General features: G+C 70.4%; 20 protein-coding genes. 9 read left to right on the plus strand and 11 right to left on the minus strand.

Features of this window, described 5'->3' with window-relative positions; all coding sequences use genetic code 11:
• Nucleotides 1-53: 53 nt before the first annotated feature.
• Nucleotides 54-1,478: an HNH endonuclease signature motif containing protein gene (locus BLR46_RS11470; RefSeq protein ID WP_093252300.1), complete on the plus strand. Its 1,425-nt coding sequence runs from the start codon at nt 54-56 to the stop codon at nt 1,476-1,478.
• A gap of 10 nt (nt 1,479-1,488) precedes the next feature.
• On the opposite strand, the gene BLR46_RS11475 is transcribed toward BLR46_RS11470, so the two are convergent.
• A complete protein-coding gene (locus BLR46_RS11475; protein ID WP_093252303.1) occupies nt 1,489-3,348 on the minus strand; it encodes an ABC transporter ATP-binding protein in 1,860 nt (619 codons plus the stop codon).
• Nucleotides 3,349-3,373: 25 nt separating this feature from the next.
• Nucleotides 3,374-5,125, minus strand: coding sequence for a 2-isopropylmalate synthase (gene leuA, locus BLR46_RS11480; RefSeq protein WP_093252306.1), 1,752 nt, complete (start codon nt 5,123-5,125; stop codon nt 3,374-3,376).
• A gap of 237 nt (nt 5,126-5,362) precedes the next feature.
• On the opposite strand from leuA, the gene BLR46_RS11485 reads away from it, so the two are divergent.
• Nucleotides 5,363-6,682: a citrate synthase gene (locus BLR46_RS11485; RefSeq protein WP_245701672.1), complete on the plus strand. Its 1,320-nt coding sequence runs from the start codon at nt 5,363-5,365 to the stop codon at nt 6,680-6,682.
• Here BLR46_RS11485 and BLR46_RS11490 read toward each other — a convergent pair whose 3' ends face one another.
• Nucleotides 6,683-7,459: an NAD-dependent epimerase/dehydratase family protein gene (locus BLR46_RS11490; RefSeq protein ID WP_093252311.1), complete on the minus strand. Its 777-nt coding sequence runs from the start codon at nt 7,457-7,459 to the stop codon at nt 6,683-6,685.
• 31 nt (nt 7,460-7,490) lie between these two features.
• Nucleotides 7,491-8,255, minus strand: coding sequence for an isoprenyl transferase (locus tag BLR46_RS11495; RefSeq protein WP_093252681.1), 765 nt, complete (start codon nt 8,253-8,255; stop codon nt 7,491-7,493).
• Between the two features lie 30 nt (nt 8,256-8,285).
• Between BLR46_RS11495 and recO the strand changes: the two genes are divergently transcribed.
• Nucleotides 8,286-9,008: a DNA repair protein RecO gene (gene recO, locus BLR46_RS11500; protein WP_093252314.1), complete on the plus strand. Its 723-nt coding sequence runs from the start codon at nt 8,286-8,288 to the stop codon at nt 9,006-9,008.
• On the opposite strand, the gene BLR46_RS11505 is transcribed toward recO, so the two are convergent.
• From BLR46_RS11505 to BLR46_RS11520, 4 genes are read right to left on the minus strand one after another with little or no spacing between them, the layout of a single operon-like run.
• Complete coding sequence (locus BLR46_RS11505) at nt 8,988-9,389, minus strand: Fur family transcriptional regulator (protein WP_093252317.1); 402 nt, start codon at nt 9,387-9,389, stop codon at nt 8,988-8,990. The two genes, recO and BLR46_RS11505, sit on opposite strands and share 21 nt — an antisense overlap.
• Nucleotides 9,376-10,362, minus strand: a complete 987-nt coding sequence (locus tag BLR46_RS11510) for a metal ABC transporter permease (RefSeq protein ID WP_093252684.1) — start codon at nt 10,360-10,362, stop codon at nt 9,376-9,378. Before BLR46_RS11510 ends, BLR46_RS11505 begins: the two co-directional genes overlap by 14 nt.
• A 4-nt stretch (nt 10,363-10,366) precedes the next feature.
• Entirely contained in the window at nt 10,367-11,107 is a 741-nt protein-coding gene (locus tag BLR46_RS11515; protein ID WP_093252319.1) for a metal ABC transporter ATP-binding protein, read from the minus strand.
• On the minus strand, nt 11,094-12,044 hold the full coding sequence (locus BLR46_RS11520; RefSeq protein ID WP_245701674.1) for a metal ABC transporter substrate-binding protein: 951 nt from the start codon (nt 12,042-12,044) through the stop codon (nt 11,094-11,096). The genes BLR46_RS11515 and BLR46_RS11520 overlap by 14 nt, the downstream gene beginning before the upstream one ends.
• A gap of 61 nt (nt 12,045-12,105) precedes the next feature.
• Between BLR46_RS11520 and BLR46_RS11525 the strand changes: the two genes are divergently transcribed.
• The 3 genes from BLR46_RS11525 to BLR46_RS11535 are packed head-to-tail and all read left to right on the plus strand — an operon-like array spanning nt 12,106 to nt 15,150.
• Entirely contained in the window at nt 12,106-12,381 is a 276-nt protein-coding gene (locus BLR46_RS11525; protein ID WP_093252324.1) for an antibiotic biosynthesis monooxygenase, read from the plus strand.
• Entirely contained in the window at nt 12,371-13,018 is a 648-nt protein-coding gene (locus BLR46_RS11530; protein ID WP_093252327.1) for an HAD family hydrolase, read from the plus strand. Before BLR46_RS11525 ends, BLR46_RS11530 begins: the two co-directional genes overlap by 11 nt.
• Nucleotides 13,018-15,150: an alpha-galactosidase gene (locus tag BLR46_RS11535; protein ID WP_093252329.1), complete on the plus strand. Its 2,133-nt coding sequence runs from the start codon at nt 13,018-13,020 to the stop codon at nt 15,148-15,150. Before BLR46_RS11530 ends, BLR46_RS11535 begins: the two co-directional genes overlap by 1 nt.
• A gap of 1 nt (nt 15,151) precedes the next feature.
• Here BLR46_RS11535 and BLR46_RS11540 read toward each other — a convergent pair whose 3' ends face one another.
• Genes BLR46_RS11540 through BLR46_RS15535 form a run of 3 tightly spaced genes read right to left on the minus strand, consistent with a single transcriptional unit; the run spans nt 15,152 to nt 17,119 of the window.
• Nucleotides 15,152-15,529: a rhodanese-like domain-containing protein gene (locus BLR46_RS11540; protein ID WP_093252332.1), complete on the minus strand. Its 378-nt coding sequence runs from the start codon at nt 15,527-15,529 to the stop codon at nt 15,152-15,154.
• A gap of 38 nt (nt 15,530-15,567) precedes the next feature.
• Nucleotides 15,568-16,977, minus strand: coding sequence for an MBL fold metallo-hydrolase (locus BLR46_RS11545; RefSeq protein WP_093252334.1), 1,410 nt, complete (start codon nt 16,975-16,977; stop codon nt 15,568-15,570).
• 10 nt (nt 16,978-16,987) lie between these two features.
• On the minus strand, nt 16,988-17,119 hold the full coding sequence (locus BLR46_RS15535; RefSeq protein ID WP_281230836.1) for a hypothetical protein: 132 nt from the start codon (nt 17,117-17,119) through the stop codon (nt 16,988-16,990).
• Nucleotides 17,120-17,269: 150 nt separating this feature from the next.
• Here BLR46_RS15535 and dusB point away from each other — a divergent pair, with 150 nt between their 5' ends.
• Genes dusB through BLR46_RS11560 form a run of 3 tightly spaced genes read left to right on the plus strand, consistent with a single transcriptional unit; the run spans nt 17,270 to nt 20,746 of the window.
• A complete protein-coding gene (gene dusB, locus BLR46_RS11550; protein WP_093252688.1) occupies nt 17,270-18,412 on the plus strand; it encodes a tRNA dihydrouridine synthase DusB in 1,143 nt (380 codons plus the stop codon).
• 13 nt (nt 18,413-18,425) lie between these two features.
• Nucleotides 18,426-19,523, plus strand: coding sequence for an HD domain-containing protein (locus BLR46_RS11555; protein WP_425441399.1), 1,098 nt, complete (start codon nt 18,426-18,428; stop codon nt 19,521-19,523).
• A gap of 50 nt (nt 19,524-19,573) precedes the next feature.
• Nucleotides 19,574-20,746 (plus strand): AI-2E family transporter, encoded by a 1,173-nt coding sequence (locus BLR46_RS11560; RefSeq protein ID WP_093252339.1) that lies wholly within the window; start codon nt 19,574-19,576, stop codon nt 20,744-20,746.
• Nucleotides 20,747-20,789 lie beyond the last annotated feature (43 nt).

A 20,789-nucleotide genomic window follows, 5' to 3' on the forward strand; every position in this document is an offset into this window, starting at 1 on the left:
AGGGGCGCTCTCCGGCGAGAAGATTGTCAGAGGCGCCTGATCTAATAGTTCACATGAGCGAAACGCTGCGGAATCTGAGAGGCGCGATTGATGCCGCGCTGCTGGATCTGCGCGCGCTCAGAATCACCACCGACGAGGACGCCGCCGAAGTGAAGGGGGTGTTGGCGGAACTGGAGGTCGAGGAGGCGCGGCTCGCGGGCCTGCGGCTGGCGTTGGTGGGGGAGGCACAGCTGGCCGGGGCTGCGGCGGCGGTGGACCAGGTGCGGAACTCGCCGCGCAGCACGAGCAGTCAGGCCGCTGGGGTGTTGAAGCTGGGCGCAGATTTGGCGGACCGGTTCTGGATCCTAGCCGAGGCGCTGGCCGAGGGTTCGATCTCGGTGGCGCAGGCCGAGGCGATCGTCACTGGATTGAAGCGGCTGCCCGTCGCGTTGGGGCGTACCCAGTTGGAGGGGTGTCAGCGGCAGTTGCTCGGCTACTGCGACGAGCTTGGCCCGGCCGAGCTGCGCCTCGCGGCGCTGCGGATGTGGGAACTCTACGACCCCGACGGCGCGGAAGACGTGGAAGCGCAACGGCTCGCCCGTGAGGAGCGGCTCGCAAAAGCCGGCCGCGGGTTGCGGATGACCCCGGACCACCACGGCTCCATGCGGCTCACCGGCCAACTCCCGACGGCCGACGCCGCGCTCCTGCAGGCGCAGCTCGATGCCCTCATGCCGCCCGCCTCGTCGTACATGGACGAGAGGGAGGTGCCCAGCCCGGAGGCCAGGCGCGCGGACGCGCTGCTGCGCCTGGCGGCGATCGCCGCCGCCTCGGGCGACGTCCCGGCCCAGGGCGGGGACCGCCCGCATGTGCAGATCACCATGCCGCTGTCCATGCTCACCGACGGGCTCGGCGCCGCGGGGGTGTTCGGGTTCGGCGGTGAGACGGTCTCGGCGGGGGAGGCTCGTCGGATGGCTTGCGATGCGGGCCTGATCCCGCTTGTCCTGGGCTCGGCGTCGCAGCCGCTGGACGTGGGCCGGGAGTACCGGCTCGTCCCCAAAGCGCTGCGCACCGCGTTGACCCACCGTGATCAGGGGTGCGTGTTCCCGCACTGCACCGCCCGGCCCGCCGCGTGCGAGGCGCACCACATCCAGCCGTGGTGGGCGGGCGGCGACACGTCGCTGCAAAACTTGGTCTTGTTGTGCGCGCACCATCACCGACTCGTGGAGCCGGACCCCGAGCGAGCGCCGGAGTGGCAGTGGCAGATCACGATCGACGAGGCCACCGGCAGACCGATCTTCGTCCTGCCCAAGCACGTCGACCCGGCCCGGCGGCCACGACAACACCGCCGATTCACGCTCCAAGAGATGACGCCACCACCACCGGCGGAGGGACGAGTCTGCCCAGAACCAGAGCCGGACCCGTGGCACCCGTGCGACGACGACCCATGGCACCCCGAACCTGCGGAGCCCGCGACCTCGGCGGCACCGGCGCTCCGGTGAGCCCGATGCATTACTCGCGGAACTGCGTCTCGTAGAGCGAGCGGTAGAGCCCGCCGGCCGCCAGCAGTTCCTCATGCGTGCCGTGGTGAACCACGCGACCGCGGTCCAGCACGACGATCTGGTCCGCGCCCCGAACGGTGGAGAGTCGGTGCGCGATGACCAACGAGGTGCGGCCGGTGAGCGCCTCGTCGAGGGCCCGCTGGACCGCCACCTCGGACTCACTGTCCAGGTGCGCAGTGGCCTCGTCGAGCACAACGACCGCAGGAGACTTCAGGAGCAGCCGGGCCAGTGCCAGCCGTTGCTTCTCGCCGCCCGAGAGCCGGTGACCGCGGTCGCCGACGACGGTGTCCAGGCCGTCGGGCAACGACTCCACCAGCGAGGCGATCTGGGCGTCCCGCAGCGCGGCCCAGAGCTGCTCGTCGGTGGCTCCCGGGAGGGCGTAGCGCAGGTTGGCGCGGATGGTGTCGTTGAACATGTGCGCCTCCTGCGTCACCACGCCCACCGCCGCACGGAGCGACTCCGAGGAAGCCTCCCGCAGATCGACCCCGCCGATCCTCACCGTGCCGCTCGTCGGATCGTGCAACCGGGCCACCAGGGACGTCAGAGTCGTCTTGCCCGCGCCGGAGGGACCGACCAGCGCCGTCACGGAGCCCACGGGGATCTCGAAGCTCACGCCCGACAGGACCGTCTGCCCCTCGGGGACCGTGGTTTCGGGACGCGTCTCCAGCGAGGCCAGCGAGACCTGGTCGGCGGCGGGGTAGCTGAACGTCACGTCCTCGACGCGCACCCCCACCGGACCGCGCGGGATGTCCGTCGGCCGTTCGGCCTCGGCGACCAACGGCTCCAGGTCCAGCACCTCGAAGATCCGCTCGAACGACACGAGCGCGGTCATGATGTCGACGCGCACGTTCGACAACGCGGTGAGCGGAGCGTAGAGCCGGCCCAGCAGCGCGGCCATCGCCACGAGCGTGCCCACCGACAGCTGCCCGGCCACCGCCATGAGCCCGCCCAAACCGTAGACGAGCGCCGTCGCGAGGGAGGCGACGAGCCCGAGCCCGGCCATGAAGATCACGCGGTTGACCGCGATTGCGACCCCCGCGTCGCGCACTCCTCGAGCGCTGGCGACGTACTCCGCGTTCTCCACCGCCGGTCGGCCGAACAGCCGGACGAGCAGCGCGCCGCCGACGTTGAAGCGCTCGGTCGTGCGGGTCTGCATGCTGGCGTTGAGGTTCATCTGGCGACGCGTGAGCGCGGACAACCTCGGCCCCATCAGCCGCGCGGGGACCAGGAACAGCGGGACGAGCAGCAGCGCCAGGATGGTGATCTGCCAACTCATCGAGAGCAGCGCCGCCAGGACCAGCACCAGCAGCACCAGGTTGCCGACGAACCCGGACAGCACCGAGGTGAAGGCCGCCTGCGCCCCGATCACGTCGTTGTTGAGCCGGCTGACGAGGGCGCCGGTCTGCGACCGAGTGAAGAAGGCGATCGGCTGGCGCAGCACGTGCGCGAAGACCTCCGACCGCAGGTTGAGGATGAGCCCTTCGCCGATCCGTGCGCTGACCCACCGGGTGACGATCGTCAGTGCCGAGTCGGCGATTGCCAGGGCGGCCACCACCAGTCCGAGCGTCACGACGACGTCGCGTCGGCCGGGGGTCACGCCGTCGTCGATGATCCGCTGCAACAGCACCGGCACCGCCACGACGACGACGCTCCCCAGGACGGCGAGCACCAGGTAGGCGATGATGTCCCGCACGAAGGGGGCCCCGTAGGAGGCGACGCGCCGGGCCGTGCCGCGGGCCACCTTGTGCGAACGGACGGACGCGTCCTTGGCGAAGCTGCTGACGCTCGCGCGCCCACCCTGGCCGTACATCGTCAAGCCCGGCGGCCGGGGCCGCTCAGGCCACCTTCGCCTGCGCCCGCGACCGGATGTAGCGGTTGACGGCGCTGAGGATGGCCTTCAGCGAGGCGTTGGTGATGCTCGGGTCGACACCGACGCCCCAGAAGACCTGAGCCTCGTTCTCCGGACCGACCTCGCACTCGACGTAGGACGCGGCCTGCGCCTCCTCGCCGGCGGTCAGGGCGTGCTCGTGGTAGTCGAGCACCCGGATGTGGAGGCCGGCGCGCGTCATGGCGTCGACGAACGCGGAGACCGGGCCGTTGCCCTCGCCCTCGTAGACGACGTCCTTGCCGTGGTCGTCGTTGACGACCGCCGTCAGCTTGAACACGCCGTTCTGGTCCGTCGAGGCCACCTTCTCGAGCGACCAGTCACCCTCGGTGAGGTACTCGTCGGTGAAGATGTCGTAGATCTCGCGCGGGGTGATCTCGCCGCCGACGGTGTCGGTGTGCGACTGCACGACCCGCGAGAACTCCATCTGCAGGCGCCGGGGGAGGTCCATCTTGAACTCGGACTTCATCAGGTACGCCATGCCACCCTTGCCGGACTGCGAGTTCACGCGGATCACGGCCTCGTAGGTGCGGCCCACGTCGTACGGGTCGATGGGCAGGTAGGGGGCCTCCCAACCGATCTCGTGGACCGACTTGCCCTGCTCCGCCGCCTGGCGTTCGAGGTCCTCGAGCCCCTTCTTGATGGCGTCCTGGTGGGACCCGGAGAAGGCGGTGTAGACGAGGTCGCCCGCGTACGGCTGCCGGGCGGGGACGGGCAGCCCGGTGCAGTACTCGACGGTGCGGCGCACCTCGTCGATGTCCGAGAAGTCCACCATCGGGTCGACGCCCTGGGTGTACAGGTTCAGCGCCAGGGTGACCAGGTCGACGTTGCCGGTGCGCTCGCCGTGGCCGAAGAGGCAGCCCTCGACGCGGTCGGCGCCGGCCATCTGCCCCAGCTCCGCGGCCGCGACCGCAGTGCCGCGGTCGTTGTGCGGGTGCAGGGACACGGCAACGTGCTCACGGTTCTTCACGTGGCGGATGAAGTACTCGATCTGGTCCGCGTAGGTGTTCGGCGTGGAGCGCTCGACGGTGGCCGGCAGGTTGAAGATGATCTCCCGCTCGGCCGACGGCTGCCACACGTCGCCGACGGCGTTGCAGACTTCGACGGCGAAGTCGGTGGGGGTCTGGGTGAAGATCTCGGGGGAGTACTGGTAGCCGAACTCCACGTCGGTGAGGTACTTGTCGGCGTACTTCATCACCGTCTCGGTGCCCTTGACCGCGAGCTGGACCGTCTCGGCCTCGCTCATCCGGAACACGACCCGGCGGAACAGCTCCGCCGTCGCGTTGTACATGTGGATCGTGCCGCGCTTCGCGCCGACCAGGGACTGCGCGGTGCGCTCGATCAGGTCCTCGCGGGCCTGGGTCAGCACCGAGATCGTCACGTCGTCGGGGATCAGGTCCTGCTCGATCAGCTGGCGCACGAAGTCGAAGTCGGTCTGGGACGCCGACGGGAAACCGACCTCGATCTCCTTGTAGCCGAGCGAGACCAGCAGTTCGAACATGGTCCGCTTGCGGCTCGGGGTCATCGGGTCGATCAGGGCCTGGTTGCCGTCGCGCAGGTCGGTGCTGAGCCAGCGGGGCGCCTTCTCGATGCGCTTGGTGGGCCAGGTGCGGTCGGGGACGTCGACGGGCACGAACGGCGTGTACCGGTGCACCGGCATGGGCGTGGGCTGCTGAACAGGCTTGGGCTGGGGGCGAGTCATTCGGGGGTTCTCCTTCTGGGGATCATGCGCCAGCGCACGAAGGTCACCGCAGCGAGGAGGCCGGCTTGTATCTCTAGGACTGGGCCTCGCTGCGGCAGACAAGGAGAAGCTGACGTGCCACGCGGCCACAATAGCACCGCCCCGCCGTCCGGCAAGCCCCCATTCCACCGCCTTAACCCGAGGCGCGGGCGGTGGGACGCTGGCGGCAGGTTAGGTTTCTGGCAAAAGGAGGTCACCGTGGCTGAAACAGTAGAACTCATCGTCGACGGCACGTCGCACACCTTCCCGATCGTCACCGGGACGGAGGGCGAGCGCGCGATCGACATCTCCAGACTGCGCAAGGACACGGGGCTCATCACCCTCGACGACGGCTTCGGCAACACCGGTTCCTGCGAGTCGGAGATCACGTTCATCGACGGGGAGCAGGGCATCCTGCGCTACCGGGGCATCCCCATCGAGGACCTCGCCGAGCGCTCGTCGTTCATCGAGGTGGCCGAGCTGCTGATCTTCGGGGAGCTGCCCGACGAGACCGAGCGCGAGCACTTCCGAAGCCTCCTCACCGAGAACTCGTCGCTGCACCGCGACATGCGCAAGCTCTTCGACGGGTTCCCCTCCGACGCGCACCCCATGGCGATCCTGTCCGCGATGATCAACGCGCTGCAGATGTACGACCTGCCGCAGATCGACATCGCCGACGAGGCGAGCTTCCGCCGCGCCACGGCCGTGCTGCTGTCGAAGATCCGCACCATCGCGGCCGCCTCCTACAAGGCGTCCCTCGGCCAGGTTGTCGTGCACCCGCGATTCGACCTGCCCTACGCGGACAACTTCCTCCACATGATGTTCACCCAGCCATACCGGGAGTACGAGCCGACGAAGGAGGCCGCGCACGCGCTCAACATGTTCCTCGTCCTGCACGCCGACCACGAGCAGAACTGCTCCACGTCGACCGTGCGGATGGTGGCCTCGGGCGGCGCCAACCTCTACGCGTCGGTCTCCGCGGGCGTCGCGGCGCTGTGGGGGCACAAGCACGGCGGCGCGAACATGGCCGTCATCGAGATGCTGCAGGACATCCACGACGGCGACTTCTCCGTCGACGACTTCGTGCGGATGGCGAAGGACAAGACGTCGGGCGTGAAGCTGATGGGCTTCGGGCACCGCGTCTACCGAAACTTCGATCCGCGCGCGAAGGTGCTGAAGGCGGCGGCCGACGACCTGCTCGACCGCATGCACATCACCGACCCGCTCCTCGACATCGCCCGCGAGGTGGAGGCGGCCGCCCTGGCCGACGACTACTTCGCGGAGCGGAGGCTGTACCCGAACGTCGACTTCTACTCGGGCATCATCCTGCGCGCGCTCGGCATCCCGGAGAACATGTTCACGGTCATGTTCGCGATGGGCCGCGCGCCGGGCTGGATCTCCCACTGGCGCGAGGTGAACGCCAACCCGAACCAGCGCATATACCGGCCCCGGCAGGTGTACACGGGCCGGCCGCTCACCCAGTGGGAGCCGCGCGCCGTCCGCAAGCCGCGACGGGGTTGGCTCGGCCGGGGCCGCTGATCAGGAGCCCTCGGGCCAGTTGTCCGGCGTCGGGGCCCCGCCCTCAACGACCCGCTCGCGGGCGTGGTCGCGGTCGGTCCACGAGTCCTTGGGGCGGTAGCCCAGCTCGAGCATCGTGTTGGTCATGTCCCAGCGGCGGTTGGGGTTGTCGGAGACCGCGTAGTAGAGGCCGAACCGCACCTCGGCCTCGATGGCCCGTCGGACCACCTCGACGGTGTCGTCCTCGCTGAGCCACATGGCGCGCAGGATGTCCTCGTCGACGGTCAGGGGATCGGCGCTCACCCAGCCGATCCGCAGCGCGATGAAGTCGATCCCGTGCTCGTCGTGGTAGAAGCGGCCGAGCGCCTCGCCGAAGATCTTGGACACCCCATAGAGGGAGTCGCCGCGGGGGAGCTGGTGCGGGTAGACCGGCCACTCCTCGTGCCGGTCGTACATCCCCATGGCGTGGTTGGAGGAGGCGAAGACGAAGCGTCGCACCCCCGCCTCCCGTGCGGCCTCGAGGACGTTGCGGAAGCCGATGATGTTGGCCTGCAGCACGTCGACCCAGCTGGACTCGGGGGAGGCGGAGCCCGCCATGTGGACGACGGTGTCGATGCCGTCCATGAGGGCGCGGACCTCGTCGTAGTCCGTGAGGTCGGCGCGACGCAGCGTCTTCTCCTGGCGCTCGTTCTTCGGGGTCCGGCCGTGCTCGACGATGTCGTACTCGTCGCGCAGCCGCTCGGCGAGCAGCATGCCCACCCCGCCGGTCGCGCCCGTGATCAGGATTCGTCGTGTCATGGCCCCAGTCTTGCGCGCGACGGGGGCAGGACTAGGCCGAGCCGAACCGCCGCTCGCGCGTGGCGTACTGCTCGACCGCCGCCCACAGGTCGCGGCGGTCGAAGTCGGGCCAGAGCCGGTCCATGAAGATCATCTCCGCGTAGGCGGACTGCCACAGGAGAAAATTCGACGTGCGCTGCTCCCCGGAGCTGCGCAGGAACAGGTCCACGTCGGGGATGTCGGGCTCGTCCAGGAAGCGCGCGAACCGCTGCTCGGTGAGCCGCTCCGGGTCCAGCTTCCCGGCCACCGCCTGGCGGGCGATCTCCCTGGCCGCGTCGACGATCTCCGCCCGGCCCCCGTAGTTGACGCAGAACTGGAGCGTGATGGTGTCGTTGTGCCGGCTCATCTCCTCGGCGGTCTCGAGCTCCCGGATCACCGAGCCCCACAGCCGGGGCCTCCGCCCCGCCCACCGGATCCGCACGCCGAGGTCGTTCAGCTCGTCGCGCCGCCGGTGGATCACGTCGCGGTTGAAGCCCATCAGCCAGCTCACCTCGTCTGGGGAGCGCTTCCAGTTCTCCGTCGAGAAGGCGTAGGCGGAGACGTACTTGATGCCGACCTCGATGGCGCCGTGGATGACGTCCAGCAGCGACGCCTCGCCGCGCGCGTGCCCGTCAGTGCGATTGAGCCCCCGCTGCTTGGCCCACCGCCCGTTGCCGTCCATCACGATCGCCACGTGCCGGGGCAGCGCCTTCGCCGGGATCTTCGGGGGCTGCGCGCCGCTGGGGTGCGGGGTCGGGCGTCGGCGAGGCTCGGGCATGGTCAAAGGGTAGCGACCTAAGCTGGACGGGTGCCCACCTATCGTGATGAAGCCGTCGTGCTGCGTACCCACCAGTTGGGCGAGGCCGACCGCATCATCACGCTGCTCTCGCGGCGCCACGGGAAGGTGCGCGCGGTGGCGCGCGGGGTGCGCCGCAGCTCGTCGAAGTTCGGCAGTCGGCTGGAGCCCTTCAACCACATCGACGTGCAGTTCGCCCAGGGCCGAGGGTCGCTGGAGGTGATCGCCCAGTGCGAGGCGATCCACCCGAGCAAGCTCGGCGCCGACTACGTCCGGTTCACCGCCGCCGAAGTGCTCGTCGAGACCGCCGATCGGCTCGTCGCCGAGGAGGGGAGCCCGTCGCAGCAGCAGTACAAGCTGTTGCTCGGCGCGTTGCGCGCGCTCGAGACCGACAGGCACCCGGCCGCGCTCGTCGTGGACTCCTACCTGCTGCGGGCGCTGGCCACCGCCGGCTACGGAGTCTCGATCGGCGAGTGCAGCGGCTGCGGCCAGGCCGAGGTGGGCTGGTTCGCCCCGCACGGCGGGGGCGCGAGCTGCACGAACTGCAAGGAGCCGAGCTCGGTCCGGTTCGACCCGCAGGCGCAGCGGCACATGGGCGCGCTGCTCTCGGGCGACTGGGCGACGGCGGAGGGCAGCGACCGGGAGGTGGCCAAGCGCGTCGACGCGATCATCGTGGCGTTCGCGACGTGGCACCTGGACCGCGCGCTGCGCTCCCTACCGTTCTTCGAGCGCTGAGCAGTCGGCGCAGAGCCCGAAGATCTCGAGCTCGTGCCCCGCGTCGGTGAAGCCGTGCTGACGGGCCACCGAGCCCGCCCACTCCTCGACGGCCTCGGCCTCGATCTCCACCGTGAACGCGCACTCCCTGCACACCAGGTGGTGGTGGTGACCTGGGGTGCAGGCGCGGTAGGCGACCTCCCCCTCGGGGGTGCGGACGATGTCGACCTCGTGGGCGTCCGCCATCGACTGGAGCGCGCGGTACACCGTCGCGAGTCCGACCCGGTCGCCGGAACCCTGCAATTCGGCGTGGACCTGCTGGGCCGTCTTGAAGTCGTCGCAGCCGACGAGGAAGTCCCGTACGGCGGCGCGCTGCCAGGTGTTGCGTCTAGTGCTCGTCATAGTGGTCCCCGTGGCGGGCGTGACGGTGCCCGTCGTGGATGTAGTCGTAGTGGTCGCCGTGCTGGATGAGGTTGCCGGCGCGGAGGTGGGCGGCGAACTCGTCGTCGTGGTTCTCGGCCGGGATGTGCGGGTGCTGGCCGTGGTCCTCGATGTAGGGGATGAACCGGTCGGTGCGCTTCACGTAGCGGCCGAACGCCCAGGCCACGCCCAGCAGCAGGATCGCCGTCACGACGATCGTGGCGCCAGTGGCGGTGTCGAGGAAGAACGACGCGAACGTGCCGATCACGGCGGCGAGCCCGCCGATCCCCATGGCCCCGAAGAAGGCGCCGCGGAAGCTCACGAACAGCTGTTGGGCGGTGGCGACGGGGATCACCATGAGGGCGGAGATCAGCAGCAGCCCGACGGTCCGCATCGAGATCGTGACGGCCACGGCCGCGAGCACGACGATGAGCAGGTTGAGCAGCCGCACCCTCAGCCCGAGGACGCGGGAGTACTCCTCGTCGACGCTGACGGCGAACAGCCGCGGCGCGAGCCCGATGGTGAGGGCCAGCATCACGACGGCGAGGGCGACGATGATCGCGATGTCCGTGGCGGTGACGGTGGTCAACGACCCGAACAGGAAGCTGCTCAGCCCGGCCGCGCCCTGACCGGCCACGCCGGCCATCAGGACGCCGGCGGCGAGCCCGCCGTAGAACAGGATCGCGAGGCCGAGGTCGCCGGACGTCTTGCCGGACTGCCGCAGCAGCTCGACGACGACGGCACCGACCACCGCGGTGACCACGGCCACCGGCAGCGGCGACTGCCCGGTCATCAGCGCGAGACCCACACCCATGATGGCGACGTGGCCGAGGCCGTCGCCGAGCAGGCTCAGCCGCTTCTGCACGATGTAGGTGCCGACGGAAGGGGCGAGCAGCCCGCTCAGGATGGCGGCGATCAGGGCACGCTGGAAGAAGGGGAGCGCGAGGATCTCGATCATGTCAGGTTCCCAGGGTGTCTTGGAGGCCGAAGACCGATTGCTCGGGCTCGGGCGTGGCGTGGGCGGGGTTGGCGTCGTGGTGCACGTCGGTGACCCGCCCGTCGCACAGGGTGACGTTGCGGTCGAGCTCCACCGCGCCGATCTCGTGCAGCACGACGAGCAGGCCCGCACCGCCGTGGACGAGGTCGCCGAGGAGGTGTCCGAGGCCCTCCTGCGAGTGGAGGTCGACGCCCGCCATGGGCTCGTCCATCACGAACAGGTCCGGCTCGGTGGCCAGCGCGCGGGCGATGAGCGTGCGCTGCTTCTGGCCGCCGGAGAGCGCCGCGAACGGCCAATCGGCCCGGTCCGAGAGCCCGACCGACTCCAGCGACTCGTCGATCGCCCGCCGGTCTGCGCGGTTCGGCCAGCCGAACGGCGCGTGGTGCGGCAGCCGGCCCGACGACGCGACCTCGCGCACGGTGGCGTTGGGCACGTTGATCGCCGAGTGTTGGGGCACGTAGCCGATCCGTTTCCAGTCGTGGAACTGGCCGACGGGCTGCCCGAACAGCCGCAACTCGCCGGAGACGTGCGGGATGAGGCCCACGACGGTGCGGATCAGCGTCGACTTGCCCGACCCGTTGCCGCCGTGGAGGCCGACGGCCTCGCCGGGCGCCACCTCGAGGCTGACGTCGCGCAGCACCGGGATGCCCCCGTAGGAGACGTAGAGGTTCCTCGCCTCGACGAGGAGGTCACCGGCAGTCATTGGCCTGCTTCAGGGCTTCGAGGTTCGCGCGCATGATCGAAGGGTAGTCCTCGCCGGGGGAGTTCTCGCTGACGCCCTCGAGCGGGTCGAGGATCGCGGTGCGGAGCCCGAGGTCGCCGGCGATGGCCTCTGCCACGGCGGGGGAGGTGAGGGTCTCGAAGAAGATGGTGGTCACGCCGTGTTCGCGGGCCAGTTCGTGCACCTCGGCGATGCGCGCCGGCGACGGCTCGCCCTCGGGGTTCACGCCGGCGATCCCGATCTCCGTCAGGTCGTAGGAGTCCGCAAGGTAGCCGAACGCTTGGTGGGTGGTGACGAACTCCCGGCGCAAGCACTCCTCGAGCCCAGAACGGAACTCCTCGTCGAGCGCCTCCATCTCCTCGTGGAGGCCGGCCGCGTTCGCCTCGAACTGGTCTGCGAGGTCGGGGTGCGACTCGGCCAGCTTCGCCGCGATGGCGTCACCCACGGCCGCGACGCGCAGGGGGTCCTGCCAGAAGTGGGGATCGTGCACGCCGTGGTCCTCGTGCCCCTCCTCGTCCGCGTGTGCGTCCTCGCTCTCGTCGGCGTGCTCGTCCTCGTCGGCGTGCTCGTCCGCCTCGATCAGGTCGGCCGCCTCGGTCACGTCGAGCACGTTCTCGTTGCCGGACTGGGCGACGGCCTCGTCCACCGCGGGCTGGAACTGGTCGAGGTACACGACGAGGTCGGCGCTGCCCAGGTCGGCGATCTGGCTGGGCTTCAACTCGAGGTCGTGCGCCTCGACACCCGGCTGGGTGAGCGTCTGCACGTCGGCGGCGTCCCCGAGGACCTGCTCGGCGGCGTACTCGAGCGCGTAGAAGCTCACCACTACCTGCGGGCGGTCGCTGTCCGAGGCCGGCTCGGCTCCACAGGCCGCGAGCGTGAGCGCGGCGGGGAGGAGCAGCGGCAGAAGTTTCGAAGGCATGAGAATCATTATCAACTAGCGCCAGCGACGGGGCAAGTCGGGCGTGGTGTTGAATGGACCCATGTTCGCCATCAGCCGATTCGTCGAGGTCGACGACGCCTTCCTCCAGCAAATCGAGTCCGTCGCCGAGTTCTGGCGCGCGAAGGAGGGCAACGTCTTCGTCGAGGTGCTCCGCAACATCGACGACCAGGGGCTGTGCGCGCTGCTCAGCAGGTGGGAGAACGTCCGCGCCTACCGCTACGCGTTCTCCGGGTACGACGCCAAGATGCTGCTCACCCCCGTCTTCCTCAAGGCCGTCGACGAACCCAGCGCCTACCTCCGACCCGATGAGTTCTGAGGTGCGTCCGGTGGCGACGCCGAACCGCCCGGCCATCGACGCGGTCGTCCTCGACCTCGGGAACGTCCTGGTGGGCTGGGACCCCTACCTGCCCTTCGCCGGTTCGATGTCGCGGGAGGAATGGCAGCGCTTCGCCACCGAGATCGACTTCCCGCTGCTCAACGCGATGACCGACCGCGGGGTGCCGATCGCCGAGGTGGTCGCGCTCGCGGCGCGCAAGGGGCCCGCGCTGGGCGACGCGCTCCGCGGCTACTACGACAACTTCGAGCGGTCGCTCACCGGGCCCGTGCCGGGGGTCGCGGAGATCGTCGACGAGCTGCGCGCCGCCGGGCTGCGGCTGGTGGGGCTCACCAACTGGTCGGCCGAGACGTTCCACCACGCCGAGGGGGCGGCCCCCGCGATCGCCCGCCTCGACGCCGTCGTGGTCTCGGGTCGCGAGCGGTTGATCAAGCCCGACGCGGCGATCTTCCGCCGCCTGGCCGAGCGATACGACCTCGTCCCCGAGCGGACCGTCTTCGTCGACGACAGCAGCCCGAACACCGATGCGGCCGCCGCGCTCGGCTTCGTGACCGTACTCTTCACGTCGGCACCACGGCTGCGGCGCGAGCTGCAGCGGCTCGGGATCCTGGAGGCCTGATGGACACGAAGATCGCACTCGAGACGGCCGGGGTGGCGCTGTTGCTGCGCAGCGGCGACGACGGGCTGCCGGAAGTCGTCCACTGGGGCGCCCCACTCGGGCCGGTGGACGAGGCGGGGTTCGACGCCCTGACGGCCGGTGCGGCGTGGATGTTCGCCGGCAACTCGCTCGACGAGCCCCTCCGGCTGGGCGTCCTCCCGGAGGCCCGCTTCGGTTGGACCGGCACCCCCGGGCTCGTGGGTTCCCGGGACGGCCGCGACTGGAGCCCGGCGTGGCGCGTCGAGGCGGTGCGGGTCGACGGTGCCGCGGTGGAGGGCTTCGTCGCCGGCGGCCCCGCGCTCGTCGAGTACGAGGCGCGGGCTGCCGACCTGCTGCTGGGGATCACGGTCGAACTGCTCGCCAGCGGGCTCGTCCGCATGCGGGCCCAGCTCACGAACATCGCTGCCGAGGCCTACACGGTCGAGGAACTGACGCCCCGGATGCCGGTTCCTTCGCGGGCATCCGAGGCGCTGGACTTCGCCGGCCGATGGGGCGCGGAACGGATGCCCCAGCGGAGGGCGCTGGGGGTCGGGGCCCACCGTCGAGAGGGGCGGCATGGCCGCACGGGAGCGGACTCGGCGTTCGTGCTCAGCGTCGGCACGCCCGGATTCGGCTACTCCGACGGTGAGGTCTGGGCCGTCCACACGGCCTGGAGCGGCAACCACATCCACACCGTCGAGCGGGACTTCATCGGCGCCCAGACGCTGGGCGGCGGGGAGTTGTTGCTCCCCGGGGAAGGGCGGCTCGGTCGCGGCGAGAGCTACTCGTCGCCGTGGGTGTACTTCAACCACGCCGCCGGCCTCGACGCCCAGGCAGCCAGGTTCCACCGGCACCTCCGTTCGCTCGACGTGCACCCCGCACCCGAGCGGCCCGTCACCCTGAACGTCTGGGAGGCCGTCTACTTCGACCACGACCTCGACCGCCTGCTGGACCTCGCCGAGCGCGCCGCGGCGCTGGGCGTGGAGCGGTTCGTCCTGGACGACGGCTGGTTCGGCGACCGCCGGAACGACCGGGCGGGGCTCGGAGACTGGGTCGTCAGCGAGGAGGTGTGGCCCGACGGGCTGCACCCGCTCGTCGACCGCGTGAAGGAACTCGGGATGGAGTTCGGGCTCTGGACCGAGCCGGAGATGGTCAACCTCGACTCCGACGTGGCCCGCGCCCACCCCGACTGGGTGATGCAGCTCGACGACCGGTTGCCGATACCTGCGAGGCACCAGCAGGTGCTGAACCTAGCCGTCCCCGGCGCCTTCGACCACGTGCTCGGTCAACTGGACGCGATCTTCGCCGGGTACGCGATCGACGCGGTGAAGTGGGACCACAACCGCGACCTGGTGGACGCCGGGACCGCCCCCGCGGGGCGGGCGGCCGTCGCTGCGCAGACCCGGGCCTACTACCGGCTCTTCGACGAGCTGCGCGCCCGCCATCCTCACATCGAGTTCGAGTCCTGTTCCTCGGGTGGTGCCCGGATCGACCTCGAGGTGCTGGAGCGGGCGCAGCGGGTGTGGGTGTCCGACAACATCGACCCCGACGAGCGGCAGCGGATGCTCTGGTGGACCTCCCAGATGGTGCCGCCGGCGCTGCAGGGCAGCCACATCGCCTCGGGCCGCTCACGGGTCACCGGGCGCGTCCACGACCTGGCGTACCGGGCGGCGACCGCCGTCTTCGGCCACCTCGGCATCGAGTGGGACCTCGCCGAGGCGACCGACGACGAACTGCGCGAACTCCGCTGGTGGATCGACTGGTACAAGCGCAACCGCGTGACCCTCCTCCGGGGGACGCTCGTGCGGGCCGACGTCGAGGGTCACTGGTTCAAGGGCATCGTGACGCCCGAACGTGCCATCTACTCGCTGGCCGCGAAGGAGGTGACGCCCACGGGGTCGACGGGGCTGCTGCGGTTCCCGGGACTGGACCCGGAAGCCCGCTACGCCGTGCGCACCGTGAACCGCCAGCCGGTGCCGGAGGCGCTCCAGGTGCCGTGGCTGCGGCTGCCGGAGGTGGTGCTCACCGGCGCCCAGCTCGCAGGTGCGGGACTCCGGGCGCCGATCCTGCAGCCGTCGTCCGCGGTCCTGTTCGAGCTGGAGCGCCTGGGCTGAATCAGCCGACGATCGGGAGGCCGGTGGCGTCCGCCGCCTGCTGGACGGACCCGAGGTTGGTCACGTCGGTGAACCCGGCCCGCTCCATCATCGCCACCGCCTGGCTGGACCGGTTGCCGGATCGGCAGTAGACGAAGTACTCGGCGTCCGGGTCGAGCTCGGGGAGCGAGGCCTCGAACTGGCCGCCGGTCAGGTCCAGCAGCCGCGCGCCGTCGAGGTGACCCTCGGCGTACTCCGCCGGGGTGCGGACGTCGAGCACGATCGACTGCTCATCGAGTTCCGCGGTCGCCGCCCGGCCAGCACCGGGCGTGCTGTTGCAGGCCGTGGCGGTGATGAGCGCGATGGCGGCACCGATAATGAGGGATCTCGTCACATTCATGGGTTCTCCTTGCGTTTCAATGATGCGCCCGCGGACCGTCAGGCCGCTCGACCCTCGACGACGCTCCGGGACCAGGCGGCGTAGGAGCCCTCGAGCTCCACCACGTCGAAGCCCTCACGGCGCAGCGCGCTGGCGACGACGCTGTTCCGTACGCCGGTCTCGCAGTACGTCACGATGCGCCGGTCGCGGGGCAGCTCGTCGAGGTGCCAGAGGATCCGTCCGCCGCCGAGCTGGTGCGCGCCGGGGATGTGGCCATCGGCGTACTCCGTCTTGTTCCGGACGTCGATGAGCAGCGCATCCTCGATGCCGTCCAGTTCGGAGGGCTGGACCAGTGGCGGACGGACGAGGTCCAGTCCCTCGACGGAACGGGTGTAGCCGGTGACCCGGTCGATCCCGACCCGCACGAGGTGGTCACGGAAGTCGGACGCCTCGTCGGCGTCGTGGGCGAGTACCACCAGCGGCCGGGTCTCCCTCCTCGGGTCGTAGACCCAGGCGCCGTAGCTCGCGGCCTTGGCCACCCCGGGGATGTTGAGCGACCGCGCCACGGTGCCGTCGTGCACCGCGTGCTGGTCACGGGTGTCGACCAGGATCACCTCGTCGTCCGCGAGAGCGGCGCGCAGCTGATCCGCCGGCTGCTCCTCGAGTGCCGGAAGCTCCCCCAACAGGGCAGGGCCTTGCCGGTTCGCGGCCTTCATACGGGCGAAGTAGGCGTGGGCGTCGGGCTGCCCGCCGAGGAGCTCGTCGACGAATCCCTGCTCGTCGTCCTCGGCCAGGTATCGGTTCCACCAGGAGAACGCGCGCTCGTAGCCCACGGTGGAGGTGGGGATCGCGCCGAGCGCCTTGCCGCAGGCGCTCCCCGCGCTGTGGGCGGGCAGCACCTGGACGTAGTCGGGGAGCGTCAGGAAGCGGTCCCGCAGGCTGGCGAACAGGGCGCGCGCACCGCCGAAGCGGGTGTCGACGCGGCCCGCGGCCTGGTCGAGGAGGTCGGGGCGGCCGACGTCGCCGACGAAGACGAAGTCCCCGGTGAGCATGTACCCGGGGCCGTCCGCCTGGGCGCCGTCGGTGATGAGGAAGGAGAGATGCTCCGGCGTGTGGCCCGGAGTGTGGACCGCGCGGACCCGGATGTTGCCGAGGACGATCTCGTGGCCGTCCTTCATGCGCACCGCGTCGTCGAATCCCGCACCGTAGGTCCAGTCCGGGCCGCCCTCGTCCGAGACGTACATGCGCGCCCCGGTCCGCTCGGCGAGTTCGCGGGTGCCCGACAGGTAGTCGGCGTGGATGTGGGTCTCGGTGACACCAGTGATCCGCATCCCGTTCTTGCGGGCGATCTCCAGGTACACGTCGACGTCGCGTCGCGGGTCCACCACGAGCGCAATGCCGTGCGCCTGGCAGCCGATCACGTAGCTGGCCTGCGCCAGGTCCTCGTCATAGATGCGTTCGAGCAGCATGTTCGCTCCTTCAGCGCTGGTTCCCGGCGGCGCACTGGCAGCGCTCCGACTGGGGGACGCCCGCCAGGGCGGACTCGACGTGCTGACCGCAGCCGGCCCACGTGGGCTTGTTGCAGACGTTGCAGGTGACTCGTGCACACATGTGGTTCCTCCTATATACGTGGATACCCCCAGGGGGTCAATACAAGATACCCCGGGGGGTATACGTCTTGTCAACTCCGCCTCCGGCCGGCGGGGCACGTGGGGAGGTTCGCGTAGAATCCCGTTGGTCCCGAACCCGGAGAAGGAGAACATGGTCGCCCCCCTGCGCCTGCACGCACCGAGCCGCCGCGACGCCGTTGTGGTGGACCTTCCCGTGGTGCTCGCGCCCATGGCCGGGGTGACCAACGCCGCGTACCGGCAGCTCTGTCGCGAACAAGGAGCGGGACTCTACGTGTGCGAGATGATCACCTCCCGAGGGCTCGTGGTCGGCGACCGCAAGACGAAGGACATGCTGCAGTTCGACCCCGGGGAGGCCACCCGGTCGGTCCAGCTCTACGGCGTGGACGCCCAGCCGATGGCCGACGCGGCCCGCATCCTGATCGAGCAGTACGCCGTCGACCACATCGACCTCAACTTCGGTTGCCCCGTCCCCAAGGTCACCCGCAAGGGCGGCGGCGGGGTCCTCCCGTACAAGCGCGACCGTCTTCGGGACATCGTGCGCGCGACGGTGCGCGCGGCCGACGAGTACGGGGTGCCCGTCACGATCAAGACCCGGGTGGGGATCGACCGGGCCCACGAGACCTTCCTCGACGCGGGGCGCATCGCCCAGGACGAGGGCGCGGCCGCGATCGCCCTCCACGGGCGCACCGTCCAGCAGGCCTACTCGGGCGAGGCGGACTGGAAACGGATCGCCGAGCTCAAAGAGGCCGTCGACATCCCGGTGCTCGGCAACGGCGACATCTGGGAGGCGGAGGATGCGCTGCGCATGATGCGCGAGACCGGGTGCGACGGCGTGGTGATCGGTCGCGGCTGCCTGGGGCGCCCGTGGCTGTTCCGCGACCTCGCCGCCGCCTTCGCCGGCGACACCGAGCGTCGCCGTCCCCGTCTGGGTGAGGTCGGCCGGATGATCCTGCGCCACGCCGAGCTGCTGACCGGGATCATGGGGGAGCGGGGCATCGTCGACCTCCGCAAGCACATGGCCTGGTACTTCAAGGGCTATCCCGTGGGCGAGCTACGCCGACGGTTCGCCATGGTCTCCTCGATGGAGGAGCTCACCGAGCTGGTCGGGCTGCTGGACGCCGACGCAGAGTTCCCCGAGAGCGAGCTCGGCACGCCCCGGGGGCGCCAGGGGAGTCCGCGCGGCAAGGTGGTCGTGCCACATGGGTGGTACGACGACACCAGCGGCATGGACCTCGACCTCGGCGAGGCAGAACTGGACACCAGCGGTGGCTGAGCACGTGGAGCCCATGCCGCGCGCCCGGTTGTGGGCACGGACCATGCACGGCCACGCCGACGAGGACATCGTCACCGCCCACGCCGGTTCCGACGCGGGCATCCGTCTCGTCGGGCCGCGGCTCCGCGAGCAGCGGGAGGAGATCGAGCGGGCCACGCTCGACCCCGCCGCCACCTTCGCCGTCGGTGCCGGGAACCGGGCACGGCAGGAGGAGCCCGACCGCTTCCGCACGTGCTTCGAGCGCGACCGCGACCGCATCGTCCACTCCACCGCCTTCCGCCGACTGGCAGGGAAGACCCAGGTGGTGGTCTACCCGACCGACCACCAGCGCACCCGGCTCACGCACGCCCTGGAGGTGGCGCAGTGCGCCGTCGCGATGGCGCGGGGCATCGGGGCGAACGTCACGTTGGCCGACGCGATGGCGCTGGGCCACGACTGCGGGCACGGACCCGGCGGCCACGCCTCCGAGGACGCCTTCGACGAGTTCATCCCCGAGGGCTACGACCACGGCCCGTGGGGCGCCGATGTCGTGCTCGCCGGCCTCAACCTGTGCGCGGAGACGCTGGACGGCATCCGGAACCACTCCTGGTCGCGCCCCGCACCGTCGACGATCGAGGGCGAACTGGTCAGCTGGGCGGACCGGATCGCCTACTGTGCCCACGACCTCGAGGACGCGATCCACGCGGGCATCGTCACGCCGGACGACGTGCCGGCGCAGGTCCGCGAGGTCGCCGGGGTGACCCGACGCCAGCAGCTGGCCACGTTCATCAACGGCGTGATCGACACCACGACCGCCACCGGCCGCGTCGGGTTGGACCCCGACCGCGCCGCCGCGCTGGCCGAGCTCCGCAGGTTCAACTACGAACGGATCTACACGCGCCCCGAATCGGTGCGGCAGTCGCACACGGTGGTGGAGATCCTGCGCTCCCTGGTGAGCTTCTACCTCGAGCAGCCGTCGGAGATGCCCGACGAGTACCGCACCGAGGACCTGGTGCGCGGCGCGGTGACCTACGTAGGGGGCATGACCGACCGCTTCGCCTTCGAGCAGGCGCGACGCCTGTTGGGTTGGGACCCGCGGAAGCTGCCGCGCGGCATCGGCCGGGGCGCCTGACGCGGTGCCAGAATGGGCCGCGTGAGCTCCAGCAACGGCAGGATGGCGTGATGTTCGGACGATGGCGGCGAGACCAGTACACCGAGGAGCGGCTGGCCGCGCTGGAGCGCAGGCCCGACCCGGTGGTGGTCGTGGAGCCGCCGCGACGGGAGACCGGCGCGTGGACGGACGACTTCGGACGCTTCGCGACGAGGTCGCTGCAGTTGATCATCGTGCTCGCGCTGGTGGCCGCCGCCATCTGGGGCATGACGATCCTAAGCACCGTCGCGATCCCGATCCTCCTCGCGCTCATCTTCGCGAGCACGTTCTGGCCTCTCACCCGATGGCTGCGTGCGCGCGGCCTCCCCGACGCGCTCATCGCCACGCTGGAACTGCTCGGGATCCTGCTGCTCCTGGGTGGCGTCGGCTCCCTCGTCACATGGGCGGTCAGCGGTCAGTGGGACGAGATCGCGGGCAGCGCGCGGGAGGGCTTCACGCAGCTGCTCGCATGGGTCGACTCCCTGCCCTTCGCCTTCGACCTCCCGGATCTCGACGAGGTGATCGACCAGGTCATCGACTTCGTCTCCTCGGCCCAGTTCGGCGCCGGGGCGCTGGCTGGGGTCGGCGTGGTGGCGACGTTCATCACCGGCCTGCTGCTGATGATCGTCGTCCTGTTCTTCTTCCTCAAGGACGGACCCGCCATCTGGCAGTTCCTCCTGCGGCCCTTCAGCGGCGAGTCGTACGCCCGCGCTGAGCGCATGGGGGAGAAGACGGTGCAGACGCTGGGCGCCTACGTGCGGGGCACCGCCACGGTGGCGCTGGTGGACGCCGTGGCCATCGGCGTGGGACTGGCAATCCTGGGCGTGCCGCTGGCGCTGCCGCTCGCGGTCGTGGTCTTCCTGTTCTCCTTCATCCCACTGGTGGGCGCCACGCTCGCCGGAGCCATCGCCGCCCTGGTCGCGCTCGTGGCCAACGGGCCGGTGAACGCGCTCATCGTCGTCGCGATCGTGGTGGGCGTGAACCAGCTGGAGGGCAACCTGCTGCAGCCCGTGGTCATGGGTCGGGCGCTGCAGCTGCACGCGCTCGTCATCCTGCTCGCGCTGACCGTGGGCACCGTGGTCGCGGGCATCCTCGGCGCCGTGCTGGCCGTGCCGATCGCCGCCGTCGCGTGGGGCGTGATCAAGGTCTGGGACGGCCCGGACCTGGCGCACAAGTGGTTCCGGGAACGACCGCGGGAGACCTGACCCCACCGCCCGGCCCGACCGCTGGCATCCGGCTACTATTGCG

Origin of the sequence: Tessaracoccus oleiagri, from assembly GCF_900103275.1 — a bacterium.
Classification (GTDB): Bacteria; Actinomycetota; Actinomycetes; order Propionibacteriales; family Propionibacteriaceae; genus Arachnia; species Arachnia oleiagri.